At 59.7% G+C, this 19,079-nt stretch carries 19 protein-coding genes; 7 read left to right on the forward strand and 12 right to left on the reverse strand.

What is annotated here, in order from left to right; genetic code table 11:
• Positions 1-128 precede the first annotated feature (128 nt).
• From ACEN8Z_RS02040 to dadA, 6 genes are all read right to left on the reverse strand, one after another.
• A complete protein-coding gene (locus ACEN8Z_RS02040; RefSeq protein WP_495596635.1) occupies positions 129-2,051 on the reverse strand; it encodes an acetyl-CoA hydrolase/transferase C-terminal domain-containing protein in 1,923 nt (640 codons plus the stop codon).
• A 280-nt stretch (positions 2,052-2,331) separates the two neighbouring features.
• Positions 2,332-2,754 (reverse strand): c-type cytochrome, encoded by a 423-nt coding sequence (locus tag ACEN8Z_RS02045; protein ID WP_033063507.1) that lies wholly within the window; start codon positions 2,752-2,754, stop codon positions 2,332-2,334.
• Between the two features lie 182 nt (positions 2,755-2,936).
• Complete coding sequence (locus tag ACEN8Z_RS02050) at positions 2,937-3,485, reverse strand: cupin domain-containing protein (RefSeq protein WP_007975150.1); 549 nt, start codon at positions 3,483-3,485, stop codon at positions 2,937-2,939.
• A 128-nt stretch (positions 3,486-3,613) separates the two neighbouring features.
• Positions 3,614-4,687 carry an alanine racemase gene (gene alr / locus ACEN8Z_RS02055; RefSeq protein WP_495596636.1) on the reverse strand — a complete coding sequence of 358 codons (1,074 nt, stop codon included), beginning with the start codon at positions 4,685-4,687 and terminating at the stop codon, positions 3,614-3,616.
• A 98-nt stretch (positions 4,688-4,785) separates the two neighbouring features.
• Positions 4,786-5,139, reverse strand: coding sequence for a RidA family protein (locus ACEN8Z_RS02060; RefSeq protein ID WP_495596637.1), 354 nt, complete (start codon positions 5,137-5,139; stop codon positions 4,786-4,788).
• Positions 5,111-6,415, reverse strand: coding sequence for a D-amino acid dehydrogenase (gene dadA, locus ACEN8Z_RS02065; RefSeq protein ID WP_495596638.1), 1,305 nt, complete (start codon positions 6,413-6,415; stop codon positions 5,111-5,113). The genes ACEN8Z_RS02060 and dadA overlap by 29 nt, the downstream gene beginning before the upstream one ends.
• Before the next feature lie 157 nt (positions 6,416-6,572).
• Here dadA and ACEN8Z_RS02070 point away from each other — a divergent pair, with 157 nt between their 5' ends.
• The gene (locus ACEN8Z_RS02070; RefSeq protein ID WP_007975155.1) at positions 6,573-7,061 is read left to right on the forward strand and encodes an Lrp/AsnC ligand binding domain-containing protein; all 489 of its coding nucleotides are present in this window, start codon (positions 6,573-6,575) and stop codon (positions 7,059-7,061) included.
• Positions 7,062-7,212: 151 nt separating this feature from the next.
• Here ACEN8Z_RS02070 and ACEN8Z_RS02075 read toward each other — a convergent pair whose 3' ends face one another.
• Positions 7,213-7,566 carry a YkgJ family cysteine cluster protein gene (locus tag ACEN8Z_RS02075; protein ID WP_007975156.1) on the reverse strand — a complete coding sequence of 118 codons (354 nt, stop codon included), beginning with the start codon at positions 7,564-7,566 and terminating at the stop codon, positions 7,213-7,215.
• A 147-nt stretch (positions 7,567-7,713) separates the two neighbouring features.
• On the opposite strand from ACEN8Z_RS02075, the gene ACEN8Z_RS02080 reads away from it, so the two are divergent.
• A complete protein-coding gene (locus ACEN8Z_RS02080) occupies positions 7,714-9,018 on the forward strand; it encodes an NAD(P)/FAD-dependent oxidoreductase (RefSeq protein ID WP_495596639.1) in 1,305 nt (434 codons plus the stop codon).
• A 143-nt stretch (positions 9,019-9,161) separates the two neighbouring features.
• Here the strand turns inward: ACEN8Z_RS02080 and ACEN8Z_RS02085 are convergent, their stop codons facing one another.
• Positions 9,162-9,407: a DUF1127 domain-containing protein gene (locus ACEN8Z_RS02085; RefSeq protein WP_495596640.1), complete on the reverse strand. Its 246-nt coding sequence runs from the start codon at positions 9,405-9,407 to the stop codon at positions 9,162-9,164.
• A gap of 179 nt (positions 9,408-9,586) precedes the next feature.
• Here ACEN8Z_RS02085 and ACEN8Z_RS02090 point away from each other — a divergent pair, with 179 nt between their 5' ends.
• The gene (locus ACEN8Z_RS02090) at positions 9,587-11,020 is read left to right on the forward strand and encodes an aminotransferase-like domain-containing protein (protein ID WP_495596641.1); all 1,434 of its coding nucleotides are present in this window, start codon (positions 9,587-9,589) and stop codon (positions 11,018-11,020) included.
• 60 nt (positions 11,021-11,080) lie between these two features.
• The gene (locus ACEN8Z_RS02095) at positions 11,081-12,655 is read left to right on the forward strand and encodes a phospholipase D family protein (RefSeq protein WP_495596642.1); all 1,575 of its coding nucleotides are present in this window, start codon (positions 11,081-11,083) and stop codon (positions 12,653-12,655) included.
• 28 nt (positions 12,656-12,683) lie between these two features.
• Here ACEN8Z_RS02095 and ACEN8Z_RS02100 read toward each other — a convergent pair whose 3' ends face one another.
• On the reverse strand, positions 12,684-13,826 hold the full coding sequence (locus ACEN8Z_RS02100; protein ID WP_442096379.1) for an MFS transporter: 1,143 nt from the start codon (positions 13,824-13,826) through the stop codon (positions 12,684-12,686).
• Positions 13,827-14,018: 192 nt separating this feature from the next.
• Entirely contained in the window at positions 14,019-15,512 is a 1,494-nt protein-coding gene (locus ACEN8Z_RS02105) for an aldehyde dehydrogenase (RefSeq protein ID WP_007996504.1), read from the reverse strand.
• A gap of 234 nt (positions 15,513-15,746) precedes the next feature.
• Between ACEN8Z_RS02105 and ACEN8Z_RS02110 the strand changes: the two genes are divergently transcribed.
• On the forward strand, positions 15,747-16,109 hold the full coding sequence (locus tag ACEN8Z_RS02110; RefSeq protein WP_495596643.1) for a cupin domain-containing protein: 363 nt from the start codon (positions 15,747-15,749) through the stop codon (positions 16,107-16,109).
• A 168-nt stretch (positions 16,110-16,277) separates the two neighbouring features.
• Entirely contained in the window at positions 16,278-16,496 is a 219-nt protein-coding gene (locus ACEN8Z_RS02115) for a hypothetical protein (protein ID WP_007996509.1), read from the forward strand.
• A gap of 95 nt (positions 16,497-16,591) precedes the next feature.
• On the opposite strand, the gene rpmG is transcribed toward ACEN8Z_RS02115, so the two are convergent.
• The gene (gene rpmG / locus ACEN8Z_RS02120; RefSeq protein WP_003177274.1) at positions 16,592-16,747 is read right to left on the reverse strand and encodes a 50S ribosomal protein L33; all 156 of its coding nucleotides are present in this window, start codon (positions 16,745-16,747) and stop codon (positions 16,592-16,594) included.
• A gap of 11 nt (positions 16,748-16,758) precedes the next feature.
• Positions 16,759-16,992 carry a 50S ribosomal protein L28 gene (gene rpmB, locus ACEN8Z_RS02125; RefSeq protein WP_007975166.1) on the reverse strand — a complete coding sequence of 78 codons (234 nt, stop codon included), beginning with the start codon at positions 16,990-16,992 and terminating at the stop codon, positions 16,759-16,761.
• A 446-nt stretch (positions 16,993-17,438) separates the two neighbouring features.
• On the opposite strand from rpmB, the gene ACEN8Z_RS02130 reads away from it, so the two are divergent.
• Positions 17,439-19,025, forward strand: coding sequence for an ABC transporter substrate-binding protein (locus tag ACEN8Z_RS02130; RefSeq protein ID WP_495596644.1), 1,587 nt, complete (start codon positions 17,439-17,441; stop codon positions 19,023-19,025).
• Positions 19,026-19,079: the final 54 nt, after the last annotated feature.

Raw genomic sequence — 19,079 nt, forward strand, 5'->3', positions numbered from 1 at the left:
CCGGGATACAGCAATACCCTGTGGGAGCGAGCTTGCTCGCGATTGCATAGTGTCAGTCGACATCTTCGTTGACTGACACTATGCAATCGCGAGCAAGCTCGCTCCCACAGTTGTTTTTGGGGGGACAGTTACTGCGCAGTTGCCTTGAGGCCGGTGAGCAGCAACCGCTGATACAAATCCTCCTTCAGTCCTTCAGGACTGGCCAGCTGCATACGTTCCAGATGCTCCGGGAACGACGCAGGCTCCGGCGCATCCAGGGCCGCCTTGCCCAATTCCAACACCTCGCTCAGCTTGAACTTGCTCTTGAGCCAGTTCAGCGCCCGCAACACATCTCGCTCGACCTCGGTGAAATCACACCCTAGCGGATACTCTGGAAACAGCTGCGGATGTCGTGCCTGAATGCCCTGCAACCGTTGCGGAGTGTTATCAGCAAAGCGTGGATCGAGACGGAAGTCCTTGGGCAATTTGCCAACTTTCTGCGCCCGCTCGATCAATCCCGGCTGAAAACGCGAGTCGCTGATGTTGAGCAAAGCCTCAATCACTGCCGCATCGGTTTTGCCGCGAAGATCGGCGATGCCGTACTCGGTGACCACGATGTCGCGCAGATGCCGGGGAATCGTGCAGTGACCATACTCCCAGACGATATTCGAATTGACGTCGCCGCCAGACTCACGCCAACTGCGCAGCAGCAACACCGAGCGCGCGCCTTGCAGCGCATGCCCCTGAACCACAAAGTTGTACTGCCCGCCTACGCCGCTGAGCACACGTCCATCTTCGAGCTGATCCGCCACAGCGGCACCCAGCAATGTTACGGTGAACGCGGTGTTGATGAACCGTGCATCAAGACGCTGCAAACGCTTGAGTTCTTCCTGGCCATAGAGCTCGTTGATGTAGCTGATGCGAGTCATGTTGAATTCGAGCCGCTTGCTCTGCGGCAATTCGCGCAAGCGTTCGTAGAAGGTACGCGGGCCGAGGAAAAAGCCGCCATGCACAGAAATGCCATCGGTTTGCGCGGCCTCATCCAGGGTACCGGCATTCGCCTGCTGCTGGGTCGCCACGTCCGGGTAAACCTTGCGCCGCACGATCCCTGCATCCGCCAGTACCAATAAGCCGTTGACGAACATTTCGCTGCAGCCATACAGGCCTTTGGCGAAGGGTTCGATGCCACCTTCGCGCTCGATCAGCTGCGCCCACTGGCTGAGGTTCATTTCGTCCAGCAAGGTCTTGTAAGCGTCACTGTCGGCTTGTCGCGCCAGCAGCGCCGCCGTCAGCGCATCCCCCATGGAACCGATGCCGATCTGCAAAGTGCCGCCGTCACGCACCAGGGTGCTGGCGTGCAGGCCGATGAAATGGTCCTGACACCCCACCGGCATGTTCGGCGTGGAAAACAGTGTGGTGTTGTCCTTCTCATCGATCAGCAGGTCGAAAGTGTCGATGCCGAGTTCCGCATCGCCGGGCATGTAAGGCAGATCGTCGTGCACCTGGCCGACCATCAGGATGGTTTCTCCGGCGGCACGGCGCTTGGCAATCATCGGCAGCAGGTCGAGGGTGATGTCCGGGTTGCAGCTCAGGCTCAGGCGGTCGGGTTGCTCGGCATGACTTGCGACTAACTGAGCGACCAGATTCAACCCGGCGGCATTGATGTCCCGCGCCGCATGGCTGTAATTGCTGCTGACGTAGTCCTGTTGCGCCGTCGCACTGTTGAGCAGGCTGCCGGGCTGCATGAAGAACTGCTGAATGTGGATGTTGCCCGGTAGCTTGTCGCGACGCAGGTCGGCGAAGAAATCCAGCTCGGGATAATCGCCGAAAACCCGCTCGATAAAGGGTTCGAGGAAACGCTTTTGCAAACCGTCGCCCAAGGGCGGACGGCCCAGGCAAAGCGCGGTGTAGATCGTCAGCCGCCGCTCTGGCAGTTGCGCGAGACGTCGATACAACGCGTTGACGAAGTGGTTGGGTTTGCCCAGGCCCAGAGGCAGGCCCATGTGAATGTGGACCGGCAACCGCGCCAGTACGTCATCGACCGCCTGCTCGATAGAACACAGCTGCACCATCGGATCCTCCCTCATGTTCCATGAATTGGGGTTGGACCGAGCTTGCCGGGTCTTGGCTGCAAAAAACAGCCTGTTAATGCCAATCGGCCGCCACTGGCCCCCTGTAGGAGCGAGCTCGCTCGCGATGGTCGTCAACGATAACGCTGGAAACCTGACACCCCGCGGCGCCTTCAAATTCTTCGCGAGCGAGCTCGCTCCTACAAGTAATCAGCGGTGTATATCGAGATCGCGGGCACAAAAAAGCCGCTCGAAAGCGGCTTTTCAGCAGGAAGACTCAGGCTTATTTCAGGCCGGACATCTTCTGGATGGCGCCTTTGAGCTCTGGATCGGAGCAATCGGCGCAGGTGCCTTTTGGCGGCATCGAGTTGAGGCCGGAGATAGCCTTGGCGAGCAAACCGTCAACACCACCTTCTTTCTTGGCGCGCTCGCCCCAAGCGGCGGCATCACCGATTTTCGGTGCGCCCAACAGGCCTGAGCCGTGGCAAGCGTTGCAATGTTTTGCAATCACTTCATCCGGAGTTTTCGCACCACCACCGCCGCCAGCGGCAGTGGCCACTTCCATCCCTTTGCACTCTTTACCCTGAACACAAACCTGACCGACTGGCTCAAGGCGTTTAGCGATAACGTCGTTGGTCGCAGCTTGAGCGCTGACACTGACAGCCCATAGGGCCAATACGGTTGCTGGTGCAGCCAGCATTTTCATAATTAGGTTCACGCGTTCACCCTCAATGGTGGCTAGTCACGCCTACGGCCACGGTTCGCAGGCGGGCGCAAGTATAGCGGTAAGCCCGTCGCACTGAAACAACCCCAAAGTCGCAAGGGTCTTAGGCTGCGGCGGAAAAACGGCCCGGGCGCCTCTGTGATGCTGGCAGGACGCCTCTTTTCTTAGAAATTCGCCGGCGTGGCTGCGCTGATTAGTCGCGCAGGCGCATCGAACGGATTCCGGAATCGATGTGGCTTGGTACTTTCAAAGTAGTAGCTATCGCCGGCTTCGAGGACAAAAGTTTCGAGACCGACCACCAGTTCCAGTTTTCCTTCGACCAGGATGCCGGTTTCCTCGCCTTCATGGGTGAGCATCTCGTCACCGGTGTCGGCGCCTGGCGGATAGATTTCATTGAGGAATGCGATAGCCCGGCTCGGGTGGGCCCGACCGACCAGTTTCATGGTCACGGCGCCATCGGAAATATCGATCAGCTCGTTGGCCTTGTAGACAATCTGAGTCGGTTTTTCCTGCAGGATTTCTTCGGAAAAGAACTCGACCATGGACATGGGAATCCCGCCCAACACCTTGCGCAGCGAACTGATCGAAGGGCTCACGCTGTTCTTCTCGATCATCGAAATCGTGCTGTTGGTGACCCCCGCCCGTTTGGCGAGCTCACGCTGGGAAAGGCCTTTGAGCCTACGGATGGATTGCAGTCGTTCACCGACGTCCAAAGCTTGCGCCTCCAGGATTCAGGATTGTTGAAACAGTGAGCGTTATCATGGCGACAGCGTTCAGTATTTACAACACCTTGACCTGAATCCTGCTCAGCGAGGCGACTTCCGGTCTGGAGCCCTGCGCACTAAGCCCCGGAATAGAGCAGTGGCACTCGGCGCAGGTTGCAGAAAATCTGGTAAGGAATCGTGCCAGCGGCGATGGCCACATCACTGGCAAGGATGTTTTTGCCCCACAACTCGACGGTCGAACCGAGACCGGCCTGCGGCACATCGGTCAGGTCGACACAGAGCATGTCCATCGACACCCGGCCGATCAACTGGCTGCGCTGCCCGGCCACCAGCACTGGCGTGCCGTTCGGAGCCAAACGCGGGTAACCGTCGGCATAACCCATGGCCACGACGCCAATGCGCATCGGTTTAGGGATGATGAATCTGGCGCCGTAACCGACGGGTTCGCCAGCCGGCAACTCGCGCACACTGATCACTTTCGATTCCAGGGTCATGACCGGTTGCAGACGCGATGCCACTTCATTGGCTTCTTCGAAGGGCGTGGCGCCATAGAGCATGATGCCCGGACGCACCCAATCACTCGGAATCTGCGGCCAGCCAAGCACCGCCGGCGAGTTGCGCAAGCTGATCTCGGCGGACAAGCCCTTGCGCGCTGCTTCAAATACCGCCACCTGATCGGCGCTGGCCTGCTCGTGCAGTTCGTCGGCACGCGCAAAGTGGCTCATCAGCACCACTTTCGCAACCTTGCCGCTGGCCAACAGCCGTTGATAGGCCGTCTGATAATCAGCTGGATGCAGTCCAACGCGGTGCATACCCGAATCAAGCTTCAGCCAGACAGTGATCGGCTTGCTCAAAGCGGCTTTCTCGATGGCTTCGAGTTGCCACAGCGAATGCACAACACACCAGAAATCATGCTCGACGATCAGTGACAACTCGTCGGCTTCGAAAAAGCCTTCCAACAACAGCACCGGCGCACGAATGCCCGCTGCCCGCAGCTCCAACGCCTCTTCGATGCAGGCCACGGCAAACCCGTCTGCCTCGGCTTCCAGCGCCTGGGCGCAACGCACTGCGCCATGGCCATAGGCATCGGCCTTGATCACCGCGAGGGCTTTGGCCCCCGTGAGTTCACAGGCGATTCGGTAGTTGTGACGCAGGGCTTGAAGGTCGATCAGGGCACGGGCAGGACGCATGGCGGCACACTTCTGGTCGGATTATCGGGAAAAAAAACCGGCGCTGGCTGACGGCGTGAACCGCCAACAGCACCGGGAGAGGGATCTTTCTGACAGGATTATGGCAGAGCGGCGACAACCGACAGCTCGACCAGGATTTCCGGTTCGCACAATTTCGATTCAACGGTGGCGCGGGCCGGGGCAACGCCTTTTGGCAGCCACTTGTCCCACACCGCGTTCATGCCTTCGAAATGTGCGTCGATGTCTTTCAGGTAAATCGTCACCGACAGCAGATGGTGCTTGTCGGTGCCGGCCAGATCGAGCAGCCGCTCGATATTGGCGAGGGCTTCACGGGTCTGCTGTTCAATCCCGGCGTTCATGTCATCGCCGACCTGTCCGGCCAGGTAAACCGTGCCGTTATGGGTGACGATCTGACTCATGCGCTCATTGGTGAGCTGGCGCTGGACTGACATGCTTTGCAGGCTCCTGGGTTTTGTTGCCATAACGGGAAATATCGAGGCCTTCGGCGCTGATCTGCGGCTTTTTCTTCGCCATCAGGTCCGCCAGCAAGCGACCCGAACCACAAGCCATGGTCCAGCCGAGCGTACCGTGACCGGTGTTCAGGAACAGGTTCTTGAACGGGGTGGCGCCAACAATCGGGGTGCCGTCCGGAGTGGTCGGACGCAGGCCGGTCCAGAAATCGGCCTGGGCCAGATCGCCACCCTGAGGATAAAGATCGTTGACGATCATCTCCAGGGTTTCGCGGCGACGCGGGTTCAGCGACAGGTCAAAACCGGCAATCTCGGCCATGCCGCCAACGCGGATGCGGTTGTCGAAACGGGTGATCGCGACCTTGTAGGTCTCGTCGAGAATGGTCGAGGTCGGCGCCATAGCCGGGTTGGTGATCGGGACGGTCAGGGAGTAGCCCTTGAGCGGGTACACCGGTGCCTTGATCCCCAGCGGCTTGAGCAGTTGCGGCGAGTAGCTGCCCAGAGCCAGCACGTAGCGGTCGGCGGTTTCCAGCTTGCCATCGATCCACACGCCGTTGATGCGGTCACCGGCGAAGTCCAGGCGCTGAATATCCTGACCGAAACGGAACTGCACACCGAGCTTCGCGGCCATCTCGGCGAGCTTGGTGGTGAACATCTGGCAGTCGCCAGTCTGGTCGTTCGGCAGGCGCAGGGCACCGGCGAGGATGTCGGTGACGCTGGCCAGTGCCGGCTCGACGCGGGCAATGCCGTCGCGGTCGAGCAGTTCGAACGGCACGCCGGATTCTTTCAGCACGGCGATGTCTTTCGCGGCGCCGTCCAGTTGAGCCTGGGTGCGGAACAGTTGGGTGGTACCGAGGCTGCGGCCTTCGTAGGCGATGCCGGTCTCCAGGCGCAGTTCGTCGAGGCAGTCACGGCTGTACTCGGACAGACGGACCATGCGCTCCTTGTTCACCGCGTAACGGCTGGCTGTGCAGTTGCGCAGCATCTGTGCCATCCACAGGTACTGGTCGATGTCGGCAGTGGCCTTGATCGCCAAGGGTGCATGGCGCTGCAACAGCCACTTGATGGCCTTGAGCGGCACACCCGGCGCGGCCCACGGTGAGGCATAACCCGGCGACACCTGCCCGGCGTTGGCGAAACTGGTCTCCATGGCAGCAGCTGGCTGCCGGTCGACGACCACTACTTCAAACCCGGCGCGGGCCAAGTAATAAGCACTGGTGGTACCGATGACGCCGCTACCCAAGACCATGACGCGCATTTTCAAATCCCTCATCGCGGCTAACCGCTGACGTTTGTTATTCAGAGCTTCAGATGCGCGCAGTGTAAAAAAGATTTGCCAGTGCTTTTCACTATATAAGCGCCTATATTTGGCGACAATTCTCGGCAAAAACCCTTTTCACGGAGGCGCATCCCCTATGCGTACCAACACTCAGACCAAACGTGAGCTGGACAAGATCGACCGCAACATCCTACGGATCCTGCAAGCGGACGGGCGGATTTCCTTTACGGAGCTTGGGGAAAAAGTCGGGCTCTCGACCACGCCCTGCACTGAGCGGGTCCGGCGCCTGGAGCGCGAGGGGATCATCATGGGCTACAACGCCCGGCTCAATCCGCAGCACCTGAAGGGTAGCCTTCTGGTGTTCGTCGAGATCAGCCTGGACTACAAATCCGGCGATACATTCGAAGAGTTCCGACGTGCAGTGCTGAAATTGCCCCATGTGCTGGAGTGTCACCTGGTGTCAGGGGATTTCGACTACCTGGTGAAGGCGCGAATTTCCGAGATGGCCTCGTATCGCAAATTGCTGGGCGACATCCTGCTCAAGCTGCCCCACGTGCGCGAGTCCAAGAGTTACATCGTGATGGAAGAGGTGAAAGAGAGCCTGACGTTGCCGATTCCGGATTGAGATTGGCGGTGCCTTTCAGGACCTCATCGCGAGCAAGCTCGCTCCCACAATGAACCGGTTTTGAACACAAAGTTTATGCAGACTCAAATACCTGTGGGAGCGAGCTTGCTCGCGATTGAGGCAACTCGGTCCACCTGAAGACCCGCTCCTTTTAAACCAGCACCTGCCGTGTACTGGCCATGTACTCGAACACCTGCTTCTCCACCCGCGGATGAATCAGCTCCACCGGCCCCCGCCCATTGGGGCACGGCAAGGTCTTGGTGGTACCGAACAACCGGCAGATCAGCGGCCGCTCGTCATACACCGTGCAACCATTCGGCCCCAGATGCACACAGTTGAGCTCTTCCATAGCGGCATCCTGTTCGGCGCGAGTCTTGCGCGGCAGGCGCGACATTTCTTCCGGCGAGGTGGTCACCGGCCCGCAGCAGTCATGGCAGCCGGGAACGCACTCGAACGAAGGAATCTGTTGTCGCAATGTGCGAATTGTCTGGCTGTTGCAGCTCATTGCAGCGGTGACCCAAAGCGGAATAGAGCGCGATTCTGACGCAAAAGCCCCGATCCAGACAGCGCCAGCCGACCAATGTTGCCCGCCCGGGAAGGTCCGGCTTATGCTCCGTCAAGTTTTCTAAACGCAAGAATCAGGAACACGCACATGAATGTCCGTGCTCAACAGCCTGTCAGCCACACCACTTCCTACTACGCCGCCAGCAGCCTGCCGCAGCCCGAACGTCCGGTGCTCAAAGGCGAAGTGCTGGCCGACGTCTGTGTAGTGGGCGGCGGGTTTTCAGGGTTGAACACGGCGCTTGAGCTGGCCGATCGCGGACTCAGCGTGGTGTTGCTTGAAGCCCACAAAATCGGTTGGGGCGCCAGTGGACGCAACGGCGGGCAGCTGATTCGCGGCGTTGGCCACGGCCTCGATCAGTTCACCAACGTCATCGGTGTCGAAGGCGTTCGGCAAATGAAACTCATGGGCCTGGAAGCCGTGGAAATCGTCCGGCAACGGATCGAGCGTTTTCAGATCCCCTGCGACCTGACCTGGGGTTACTGCGACCTCGCCAACAAGCCCCGTGACCTTGAAGGTTTCGCCGAGGATGCCGAAGAACTGCACAGCCTCGGTTATCGCTACGAGACTCGTTTGCTGCAGGCCAATGAGATGCACACGGTGGTCGGCTCTACGCGTTACGTCGGCGGCCTGATCGACATGGGTTCGGGGCACCTGCATCCACTGAACCTGGCTTTGGGCGAAGCCGCAGCCGCACAACAATTGGGGGTCCGGCTGTTCGAGCAATCGGCCGTGACCCGCATCGACTATGGCCCCGAGGTCAAGGTCCATACCGCCGAGGGCTCGGTACGCGCCAGAACCCTGGTGCTGGGTTGCAATGCCTACCTCAATAACCTCAACCCGGAACTCAGCGGCAAAGTCCTGCCCGCCGGCAGCTACATCATCGCCACCGAACCATTGAGCGAAGAACTGGCCCACGCCCTGCTGCCGCAGAACATGGCGGTCTGCGATCAAAGGGTGGCGCTGGACTATTACCGGCTCTCGGCGGACCGGCGCCTGCTGTTCGGCGGCGCCTGCCATTACTCGGGCCGCGACCCGAAAGACATCGCCGCGTACATGCGTCCGAAAATGCTCGAAGTCTTTCCACAATTGTCTGGTGTGAAGATCGACTATCAATGGGGCGGCATGATCGGCATCGGCGCCAATCGCCTGCCGCAGATCGGCCGGCTCAAGGACCAGCCGAATGTGTATTACGCCCAGGCCTATTCCGGTCATGGCGTGAATGCCACGCACCTGGCCGGCAAGCTGCTGGCCGAAGCCATCAGCGGCCAGCACAGCGGCGGCTTCGATCTGTTTGCCAGGGTGCCGCATATCACCTTCCCCGGCGGCAAGCATTTGCGCTCGCCGTTGCTGGCGTTGGGGATGTTGTGGCATCGGCTTAAAGAGTTGGTCTGAAGGATTGGCGGTGTCTGTGCCGACGTTATCGCGAGCAAGCTCGCTCCCACAGGGAATGATGGTGTTCACAAGAATTGTGTTCACCACCGGTCCTTGTGGGAGCGAGCTTGCTCGCGATGAGGCCCGAAAGAACGTCGCCAAAATCAGATCCGCCAGAAAGGCTTCAGCCCCTCCTCCAACGCCTGCTCTCGCGTCAGTCCGATATCCTTGAGCTGGTCGGGTGTCAGGGTCAACAACACCTTGCGCGTGCGCAGCCGGCACCAGAACCGGTCCCAGCGACTCAGGCCGGACGGCGCACTGTGCATGCCCGCCTCCCGCGTGCCGTTGTTCTGCCCTGCCGTCAGTTCCTGACTGTGTAACGTCAGCCGCACATCGCTCAAACCGTTCATCTTGGATGCTCCTGTTTACTTGGGTAGCCAGAGGTTCCATGATGCGAGGGCGCGTAAAAGCAATACAGATTCAATACAACTGTATTAACTCAATACAGTTTTACCGATTCCACTACTGAATCCTGATTTTTTGCCTGATCTGTACTGGTTAACCGAATCACCCCTATCGAGGCTGCACCATGACCCTTTACGTCAACCTCGCCGAGTTGCTCGGCACACGTATCGAACAGGGCTTCTATCGCCCCGGTGACCGGCTGCCTTCGGTACGGGCGCTAAGCGTCGAGCACGGCGTCAGCCTGAGCACGGTGCAGCAGGCCTATCGGGTGCTGGAGGACAGCGGGCTGGCCATGCCAAGGCCAAAATCCGGGTACTTCGTTCCGGCCAGCCGCGAATTGCCGGATTTGCCGGCAGTCGGCCGCCCGGCCCAGCGTCCGGTGGACATTTCGCAATGGGATCAAGTGCTGGAATTGATCCGCGCAGTGCCGCGCAAAGATGTGGTGCAACTCGGACGCGGCATGCCGGACATCACCAGCCCGACCATGAAACCGCTGCTGCGTGATCTGGCGCGAATCAGCCGGCGGCAGGACATGCCCGGCCTGCATTACGACAACATCCACGGCAACCTCGAACTGCGTGAACAAATCGCTCGCCTGATGCTCGATTCCGGCTGTCAGTTGGGCGCCAGTGAGCTGGTGGTCACCACGGGTTGCCACGAAGCGCTGTCCACCAGCATTCGCGCCATCTGCGAGCCGGGGGATATTGTTGCGGTGGACTCGCCGAGCTTTCACGGTGCGATGCAGACCCTCAAGGGTCTGGGCATGAAGGCTCTGGAAATCCCTACCGACCCGCTGACCGGGATCAGCCTCGAAGCGCTGGAACTGGCCCTGGAGCAATGGCCGATCAAGGTCATACAGTTGACCCCCAACTGCAACAACCCGTTGGGCTACATCATGCCGGAGTCGCGCAAACGTGCGTTGTTGACGCTTGCGCAGCGCTTTGACGTGGCGATCATCGAGGACGATGTGTATGGCGAACTGGCCTATACCTACCCGCGTCCGCGCACGATCAAATCCTTCGACGAGGACGGTCGCGTCCTGTTGTGCAGTTCGTTTTCCAAGACCCTGGCCCCGGGCTTGCGTATCGGTTGGGTCGCGCCGGGCCGGTATCTGGAACGGGTGCTGCACATGAAATACATCAGCACCGGCTCCACCGCACCTCAGCCGCAGATCGCCATCGCCGAGTTTCTCAAAGGTGGCCACTTTGAACCGCATTTGCGGCGGATGCGCACGCAATACCAGCGCAATCGCGACGTGATGATCGATTGGGTGACTCGCTATTTTCCTGCTGGCACTCGCGCCAGTCGCCCACAAGGCAGCTTCATGCTGTGGGTCGAACTGCCGGAAGGCTTCGACACCCTGAAACTGAATCGCGCCTTGCACGACCAGGGCGTACAGATTGCCGTGGGCAGTATTTTTTCCGCCTCGGGCAAGTACCGCAATTGCCTGCGCATGAACTACGCTGCCAAACCAACACCACTCATCGAAGAAGCGGTGCGCAAGGTCGGCGCGACAGCGATCAAACTGCTGGCGGAAACCGATCAGCTCAGCGACTGACTTTTATTCGGGAATCAGCGTCCATATGCCTATCTGCGCCGCCAAACGGAACGATCCTACGTGAGAGTCAGACAGCCCCTGCTTGCTTTTCTGCTGCTTGCCTCGTTCCTGGGCGGTTGCTCCAGCTTCGACGTTCAGCGTGTACCGAGCCAGGCGCTGCCGGCTTCAGACTCCGCTTTCGGTCGCTCGGTCCAGGCGCAAGCCGCACCTTACAAGGGACAATCGGGCTTTCGCCTGCTATCGGACAGCACCGAGGCCTTCACCGCCCGTGCCGAACTGATCCGCAATGCCCAAAACAGCCTCGACTTGCAGTACTACATCGTGCATGACGGCATCAGTACGCGCCTGTTGATCGAGGAATTGCTCAAGGCCGCTGACCGGGGCGTTCGGGTGCGGATACTGCTCGACGATACCGCCAGCGACGGCCTGGACCGCGTCATCGCGACCCTCGCCGCGCACCCGAACATCCAGATCCGCGTGTTCAACCCGTTGAATCTGGGCCGCAGTACGGGCGTGACGCGCACCGTGGGCCGCCTGTTCAACCTGTCGCAACAACACCGACGCATGCACAACAAGTTGTGGCTGGCGGACAACAGCATGGCTATCGTCGGCGGGCGCAATCTGGGGGACGAGTATTTCGATGCCAAGCCCAACATGAATTTCACCGACATCGACATGCTCAGTGTCGGCCCGGTCGCCGAGCAACTCGGGCACAGCTTCGACCAGTACTGGAACAGCGCCCTGAGCAAGCCGATCGACGAATTCCTGTCGAGCAAACCCACCGCCCGGGACCTAGAAAACACCCGCACCCGACTGGAAGAGTCTCTGGCGGAATCGCGCAAACAGAATCACGCGCTCTACAAACACTTGATGACCTTCACCACGCATCCACGCCTGGACATCTGGCGCCGCGAGCTGGTCTGGGCCTGGAACCAGGCACTGTGGGATGCGCCGAGCAAGGTACTGGCCAAGGGTGAGCCCGATTCGCAGTTGTTGCTGACCACGCAACTGGCGCCTGAACTCGACGGTGTCCGCAAAGAGCTGATCATGATTTCGGCTTACTTCGTGCCTGGCCAACCGGGGCTGGTGTACCTGACCGGGCGCGCCGATGCCGGCGTCTCCGTGAGTTTGCTGACCAACTCACTGGAAGCCACGGACGTGCCAGCGGTGCACGGTGGCTATGCGCCCTACCGCAGGGCGTTGCTGGAACATGGCGTAAAGCTTTACGAATTGCGTCGTCAGCCGGGTGAAGACGGCGACAGCGGTAGCGGGCCGCATTTGTTTTCCGGCAGTTCCTATCGCGGCTCCGACTCCAGCCTGCACAGTAAGGCGATGATCTTCGACCAGCAGAAATCCTTTATCGGCTCGTTCAATTTCGATCCGCGCTCGGTGCTGTGGAATACCGAAGTCGGCGTGCTGGTGGACAGTCCAGAGTTGGCCGCACGGGTTCGCGAACTGGCGCTGCAGGGTATGGCGCCGGCCCTGAGTTATCAGGTGGAGCTGGAGAACGGTCAGATCGTCTGGACCACCGAAGACGATGGAAAAATGCACACCCTGACCAGGGAGCCAGGGAGTTGGTGGCGGCGCTTCAATGCCTGGCTGAGCAATACGGTTGGGCTGGAGAAGATGTTGTAGCAGCAGGCTTCGCCAGCTGCTACAAAAGCTATGCTGGCTGAACCGCGCCAAACGCCCCTTGCCGCGACACCACAATCAGCACTCCCAACGCCCCCACCGCCATCAGCAACGGCAATGCATGGCCGCTGATCCACTGACTGCCCGCACCCGCCAGCAGCGGCCCGATCAGACAACCAATCCCCCACAGCTGGGCGATGTGTGCGTTGGCCCGCACCAGCGCATCGTCACGATAACGCTCGCCGATCAGGATCAGTGACAAGGTGAACAATCCGCCGGCACTGGCGCCGAATAGCACCCACAAAGGCCAGATCAGCAACGTGTCGATCAGCATCGGGATTGCCAGGCTCGACATCAGCAGAACCACCGCACAACCGGTGAATAACGCGCGCCGCGACAAGCGATCGGCCAATGCACCAATCGGCAATTGCAGCACCGCATCGCCGACCACCACCGTACTGACCATCGCCAAGGCGATCTCCGTAGTGAAGCCCTGGCGCAGGCAATAGACCGGCAACAGCGTCAAAATCATCGCCTCGAACGCGGCGAACAGCGACACCGCCCAGGCAATCGCCGGCAGGCCACGACAGAACTCAAGCAAATCACGCAGGGTCACGCTGCTGGCCTCGCTGCTCGGCGCACCACTACGACCCAGCAACAGAAACGGTGCAGCCATCAGCAAACCGACGCCGACCCAAAAGCCATAATCGTGCTCGGTGCCAAGGAAGCCCAGCAACACCGGCCCTGCCAGCTGACTCAGTGCGTAGCTGCTGCCATACAGCGCCACCAGCCGCCCGCGCCATTGCTCGACCACCAGTTGATTGATCCAGCTTTCACCGATGATGAATACAAGGGTCAGGATCACCCCGATCATCAGCCGCAGCACCAACCAGACCGGATAGCTCGGCAACAGCGCCAGCAAACCGATGGAAACCGCCCCGGCCCACAGGCACAGACGCATCAGATTGGCCGTGCCGAAGCGCGCCGCCAGGTGACTGGAAATTTTCGCCCCGAGCAGGACGCCGATGGCCGGCATTGCGGCCATCACGCCAATGGCAAACGAGCCGTAACCCCAGCTTTCCAGGCGGAACGACACCAGCGGCATGCTGACCCCCAGGGCCAGGCCGACACTCAAGACAGATGCCAAAACGGCGAAATAAGTCGCCCAACGCATGTTCCACGCTCCTGTGGATTGATTTTTTCTTCAGGACACACAAAACAAATGTGGGAGCGGGCTTGCTCGCGAAGAGGCCATCACATCCAACATCAATGTTGGCTGATACACCGCCTTCGCGAGCAAGCCCGCTCCCACAAGGGATCTGCGTCGTTCGGGAGGCCTGCTACTCGGCAGGCCTCCCTCACGAGCTTACAACTTGATCCAGGTCGCCTTCAGCTCGGTGTATTTGTCGAACGCGTGCAGCGACTTGTCGCGACCGTTGCCGGACTGCTTGAAGCCACCGAACGGAGCGGTCATGTCGCCGCCATCGTACTGGTTTACCCACACGCTACCGGCACGCAGTGCGCGGGCGGTGAGGTGAGCCTTGGAGATGTCGGCAGTCCACACCGCCGCGGCCAGGCCGTACGGTGTGTCGTTGGCGATCGCGATGGCTTCTTCGGCGCTGTCGAATGCGATGACCGACAGTACCGGGCCGAAGATTTCTTCCTGGGCGATTTTCATCGCGTTGCTCACACCGTCGAAAATCGTCGGCTCAACGTAAGTGCCGCCCGTTTCCTGGAGCGTACGCTTGCCACCGGCCACCAGCTTGGCGCCATCGGCATGACCCGACTCGATGTAGGACAGCACGGTGTTCATCTGCTGGGTATCGACCAGCGCACCAACGTTGGTCGCCGGGTCCAGTGGATTGCCCGGCTTCCAGGTTTTCAGTGCCTCGATCACCAGCGGCAGGAATTTGTCCTTGATCGAACGCTCCACCAGCAGGCGCGAACCGGCAGTGCAGACTTCGCCCTGGTTGAAGGCGATGGCACCGGCAGCCGCTTCGGCAGCGTCTTGCAGGTTTGGCGCATCGGCGAACACGATGTTCGGGCTCTTGCCGCCAGCTTCAAGCCAGACGCGCTTCATGTTCGACTCGCCGGAGTAGATCAACAGCTGCTTGGCGATCTTGGTCGAACCGGTGAACACCAGCGTATCGACATCGTTGTGCAGGGCCAGGGCCTTGCCAACGGTGTGACCGTAGCCTGGCAGCACGTTGAGCACGCCTTTCGGGATGCCGGCTTCAACAGCCAGTTCAGCGATGCGAATCGCCGTCAGCGGCGATTTTTCGGACGGCTTGAGGATCACCGAGTTACCGGTGGACAGCGCCGGGCCCAGTTTCCAGCACGCCATCATCAGCGGGAAGTTCCACGGCACGATGGCGCCAACAACACCCACCGGCTCACGGGTCACCAGTCCCAGCTGATCGTGCGGGGTGGCGGCTACTTCGTCGTAGATCTTGTCGATGGCTTCGCCGCTCCAGCTCAGGGCTTGCGCCGCGCCGGGAACGTCGATGTACAGGGAATCGCTGATCGGCTTGCCCATGTCCAGGGTTTCAAGCAGGGCCAACTCTTCGGCGTGCTGTTTCAGCAGGCCGGCGAAACGGATCATCGTGGATTTGCGCTTGGTCGGCGCCAGGCGCGACCAGACACCGGAATTGAACGTGGCGCGGGCGTTTTCCACAGCGCGCTGGGCATCGGCGGCGTCACAGCTGGCAATCTTGCCCAGCAGACGGCCATCGACAGGGCTGATGCACTCGAAGGTCTCGCCGGAAACGGCGTCGGTGTATTCGCCATTGATATAGGCGCGGCCTTCGATTTTCAGATCGCGGGCACGTTGTTCCCAGTCGGCACGGGTCAGGGTGGTCATGCGAGTGTCCTCCTCTTATTGATACGACACCCGCGTTCTTCGCGGGCGCTGTCAGGAATTCTGCCCGGCCAGCCTGCTTTTCGGCCCAAGGCATCTGCCACCCTAAACCAGCCGCCCATGAAGTTTCAATATATTTGACATAACGCCGGCAAACGGCCTTGCGATGTTCATTTTAATAAACATAGACTTTGGCGATACCAACCACTCGCACCGCAATGACGGGGGAATACAACAATGAGCATCCAGAATATCGTCGACTTCAGCCAGGCCACCACCGAGCCTGAACGCTACCGCCCTGACCCAACCAAAGTGCTCAAGGGCGACCCCGAGCAAGTGGTATACAACCATTACAACAGCCCTTGCGGCCAGCTGAACGCCGGTGTGTGGGAAGGGGCTGTCGGCCAGTGGACGGTGCACTTCACCGAACACGAATACTGCGAAATCGTGCAGGGCGTCTCCGTACTGCGTGACCTCGATGGCAATGCCAAGACCCTACGCGTAGGCGATCGCTTCGTGATCCCCGCCGGCTTTCGCGGAACATGGGAAGTGCTGGAGCCGTGCCGCAAGATCTACGTGGCGTTTGAACAGAAGGCTTGAACCCACATCGAAACAGTCGCTGACATTCTGCCGCTGGCCCGGGACAGCGACACCGGGTAAGACTTGCTGACAGGCGCCACGCATTTCATCGTCGGGACGGTAACGCACAGGACGTGCTGCCACCCGGCGACGCAGGCGCCCCAACCAACAGTCATGCAAGGAGGCAACATGCCAGTCTTACCCGATCAATGCGATCTTGCCATCGCCCAGTACACCATCGGCCAGAAATGTACCCCGGAACTGCTTGAAGAAGTTCGCGCCCTGGCCAATGGCGCACCAGTGCGAGCCACTGGACCGAAGTACCCTTCGAGCCACGACCTGCGCCCGAAACGCATCAACCTGCATACCAATGCCGACAGAATCATCGTCAGCATCAACTGCGGCTGACCAGGTTCGGCGCTGACGAAACAACCTGATTCCCGCGCAACAAAAAAGGCCCGTATCTCGCGATACGGGCCTTTTTCGTAAGAGGGAAAAATCAATTACTTGATTTTGCCTTCTTTGTAGATCACGTGCTTGCGAACAACCGGATCATATTTCTTGATCTCGATTTTGTCCGGGGTAGTACGCTTGTTCTTGTCGGTAGTGTAGAAGTGACCAGTACCGGCGCTCGAAATCAAACGAATCAATTCACGCATGATTAGCTCCCTTAAACCTTGCCATCGCGGCGAAGTTCGGCCAGCACGACAGTGATGCCACGCTTGTCGATGATACGCATGCCTTTGGCAGATACGCGCAGACGCACAAAACGTTTCTCTTCTTCAACCCAGAAGCGGTGATGCTGCAGGTTCGGCAGGAAACGACGACGGGTTTTGTTGTTTGCGTGGGAAATGTTATTCCCGGTTACCGGACCCTTACCGGTAACTTGACATACTCTAGACATGCCTCAGCCCTCTAAAACCACATGCCCAACCCGGCATGGGTTGGCCGCTTAATCTCTCAGTCATTTGGCGCCAGGCGCCGCGTTTCTTTAGAGGTCTTACCGGCTACACCTACAGTGAAGGAACCGGGCCCCTAGAAAAGAGCGCTGCTTTATACCAGAAAGACTGGAGAGCAACAACATTCAGTGTGCGTAGAATTCACAAAAACCCCGCTTTCCGGGCTCCGAGCGCCTTGGACAAAGGCTATCGTCAATGGCGACCGCTCGTCGCAGAGAATCGCTCATCGAGCCAACCAGGGGTTTTGCTCAACCGCTGCACAGCAAAATCTGGCGCCTATAGTCCCCCCAAAATGAAAAAGGGGATAGTCATTTACAAAAGAGCCCACTAGGGTAAGCCTTTTCCAGACTGCACTTGCAGATGGGCCTTCGATCTGTAAAGGAAGCCGACCATGCGCCTTGCTGCCCTACCGCTGTTGCTCGCCCCGCTTCTGCTGAGTCCACAGGCCTTTGCCGCCGCCCTGAGCGTCTGCACCGAGGCCAGCCCTGAAGGGTTCGACGTGGTGCAGTACAACTCGCTGACCACCACCAACGCCTCGGCCGATGTGCTGATGAATCGCCTGGTGGACTTCGACACGGCCAGTGGCAAAGTGGTCGCCAGCCTCGCTGACAGCTGGGAAGTCAGCCCCGACGGCCTGAACTACATCTTCAAGCTGCACCCGCAGGTGAAATTCCATCGCACCGAATACTTCACCCCAACGCGCGACCTGAACGCCGAAGACGTGATTTTCAGCTTCGACCGCATGCTCGACCCGGCCAATCCGTGGCACAAAGTCGCCCAGAGCGGCTTCCCCCATGCACAATCGATGCAGTTGCCTGCACTGATCAAGAAGATCGATGCACTGGACCCGCAAACCGTGCGCTTCACCCTCGACCACCCGGATTCGACCTTCCTGGCGACGCTGAGCATGGGCTTTGCCTCGATCTATTCGGCCGAATACGCCGACAAACTGATGAAGGCCGGCACACCTGAGAAACTCAACAGCCAGCCAATCGGCACGGGGCCGTTCGTGCTCACCCGCTTCCAGAAGGACGCCTCGATTCGCTACAAAGCCAACCCTGAATACTTCCGTGGCAAACCCGCTATAGATCCGCTGATCTTCGCCATCACGCCGGATGCCAACGTACGTTTGCAGAAGTTGCGCCGCAATGAATGCCAGATTGCCCTGTCGCCCAAGCCCCTGGACGTACAGGAAGCGCTGAAAGAGCCGACCCTGAAAGTCGAAAAGACTGACGCGTTCATGACCGCATTCGTTGGCATCAACAGCCAGCATCCGCCGCTGGACAAGCCAGAAGTGCGTCAGGCCATCAACCTCGCCTTCGACAAGGCCAACTATGTCAAAGCCGTGTTCGAAGACACCGCCGAGGCGGCCAATGGTCCGTATCCGCCCAATACCTGGAGCTACGCGAAAAACCTGCCGGGTTACCCTCACGACATCGCGAAGGCCAAAGCCTTGATGGCCAAGGCCGGGCTCAAGGAAGGCTTCCAGACCACCATCTGGACCCGCCCTTCCGGCAGCCTGCTTAACCCCAACCCAAGCCTCGGCGCTCAACTGCTTCAGTCCGACCTCGCGGAAATCGGCATTCAGGCTGAAATCCGCGTGATCGAATGGGGCGAGCTGATCCGCCGCGCCAAGGCCGGTGAACACGACTTGCTGTTCATGGGCTGGGCCGGTGACAACGGCGACCCGGACAACTTCCTCACGCCGCAGTTTTCCTGCGCGGCGGTCAAGTCGGGCACCAACTTCGCCCGCTATTGCAATCAGGACCTGGACAAGCTGATCAGCGCGGGCAAGACCACCGGCGAACAAGGTGTGCGCAGCAAGCTCTACGAACAGGCGCAGACGCAGATCCAGCAACAGGCGCTGTGGTTGCCCCTGGCCCACCCGACGGCCTTCGCGCTGACGCGCAAGGATGTCGAGGGGTACTCGGTCAGCCCGTTCGGCCGGCAGGATTATTCCAAGGTCAATATCAAATAACCCGCCATACACAAAACCCTGTAGGAGCGAGCTTGCTCGCGATGGTCGTGAACG

Source organism: Pseudomonas sp. Pseusp10, from assembly GCF_059492225.1.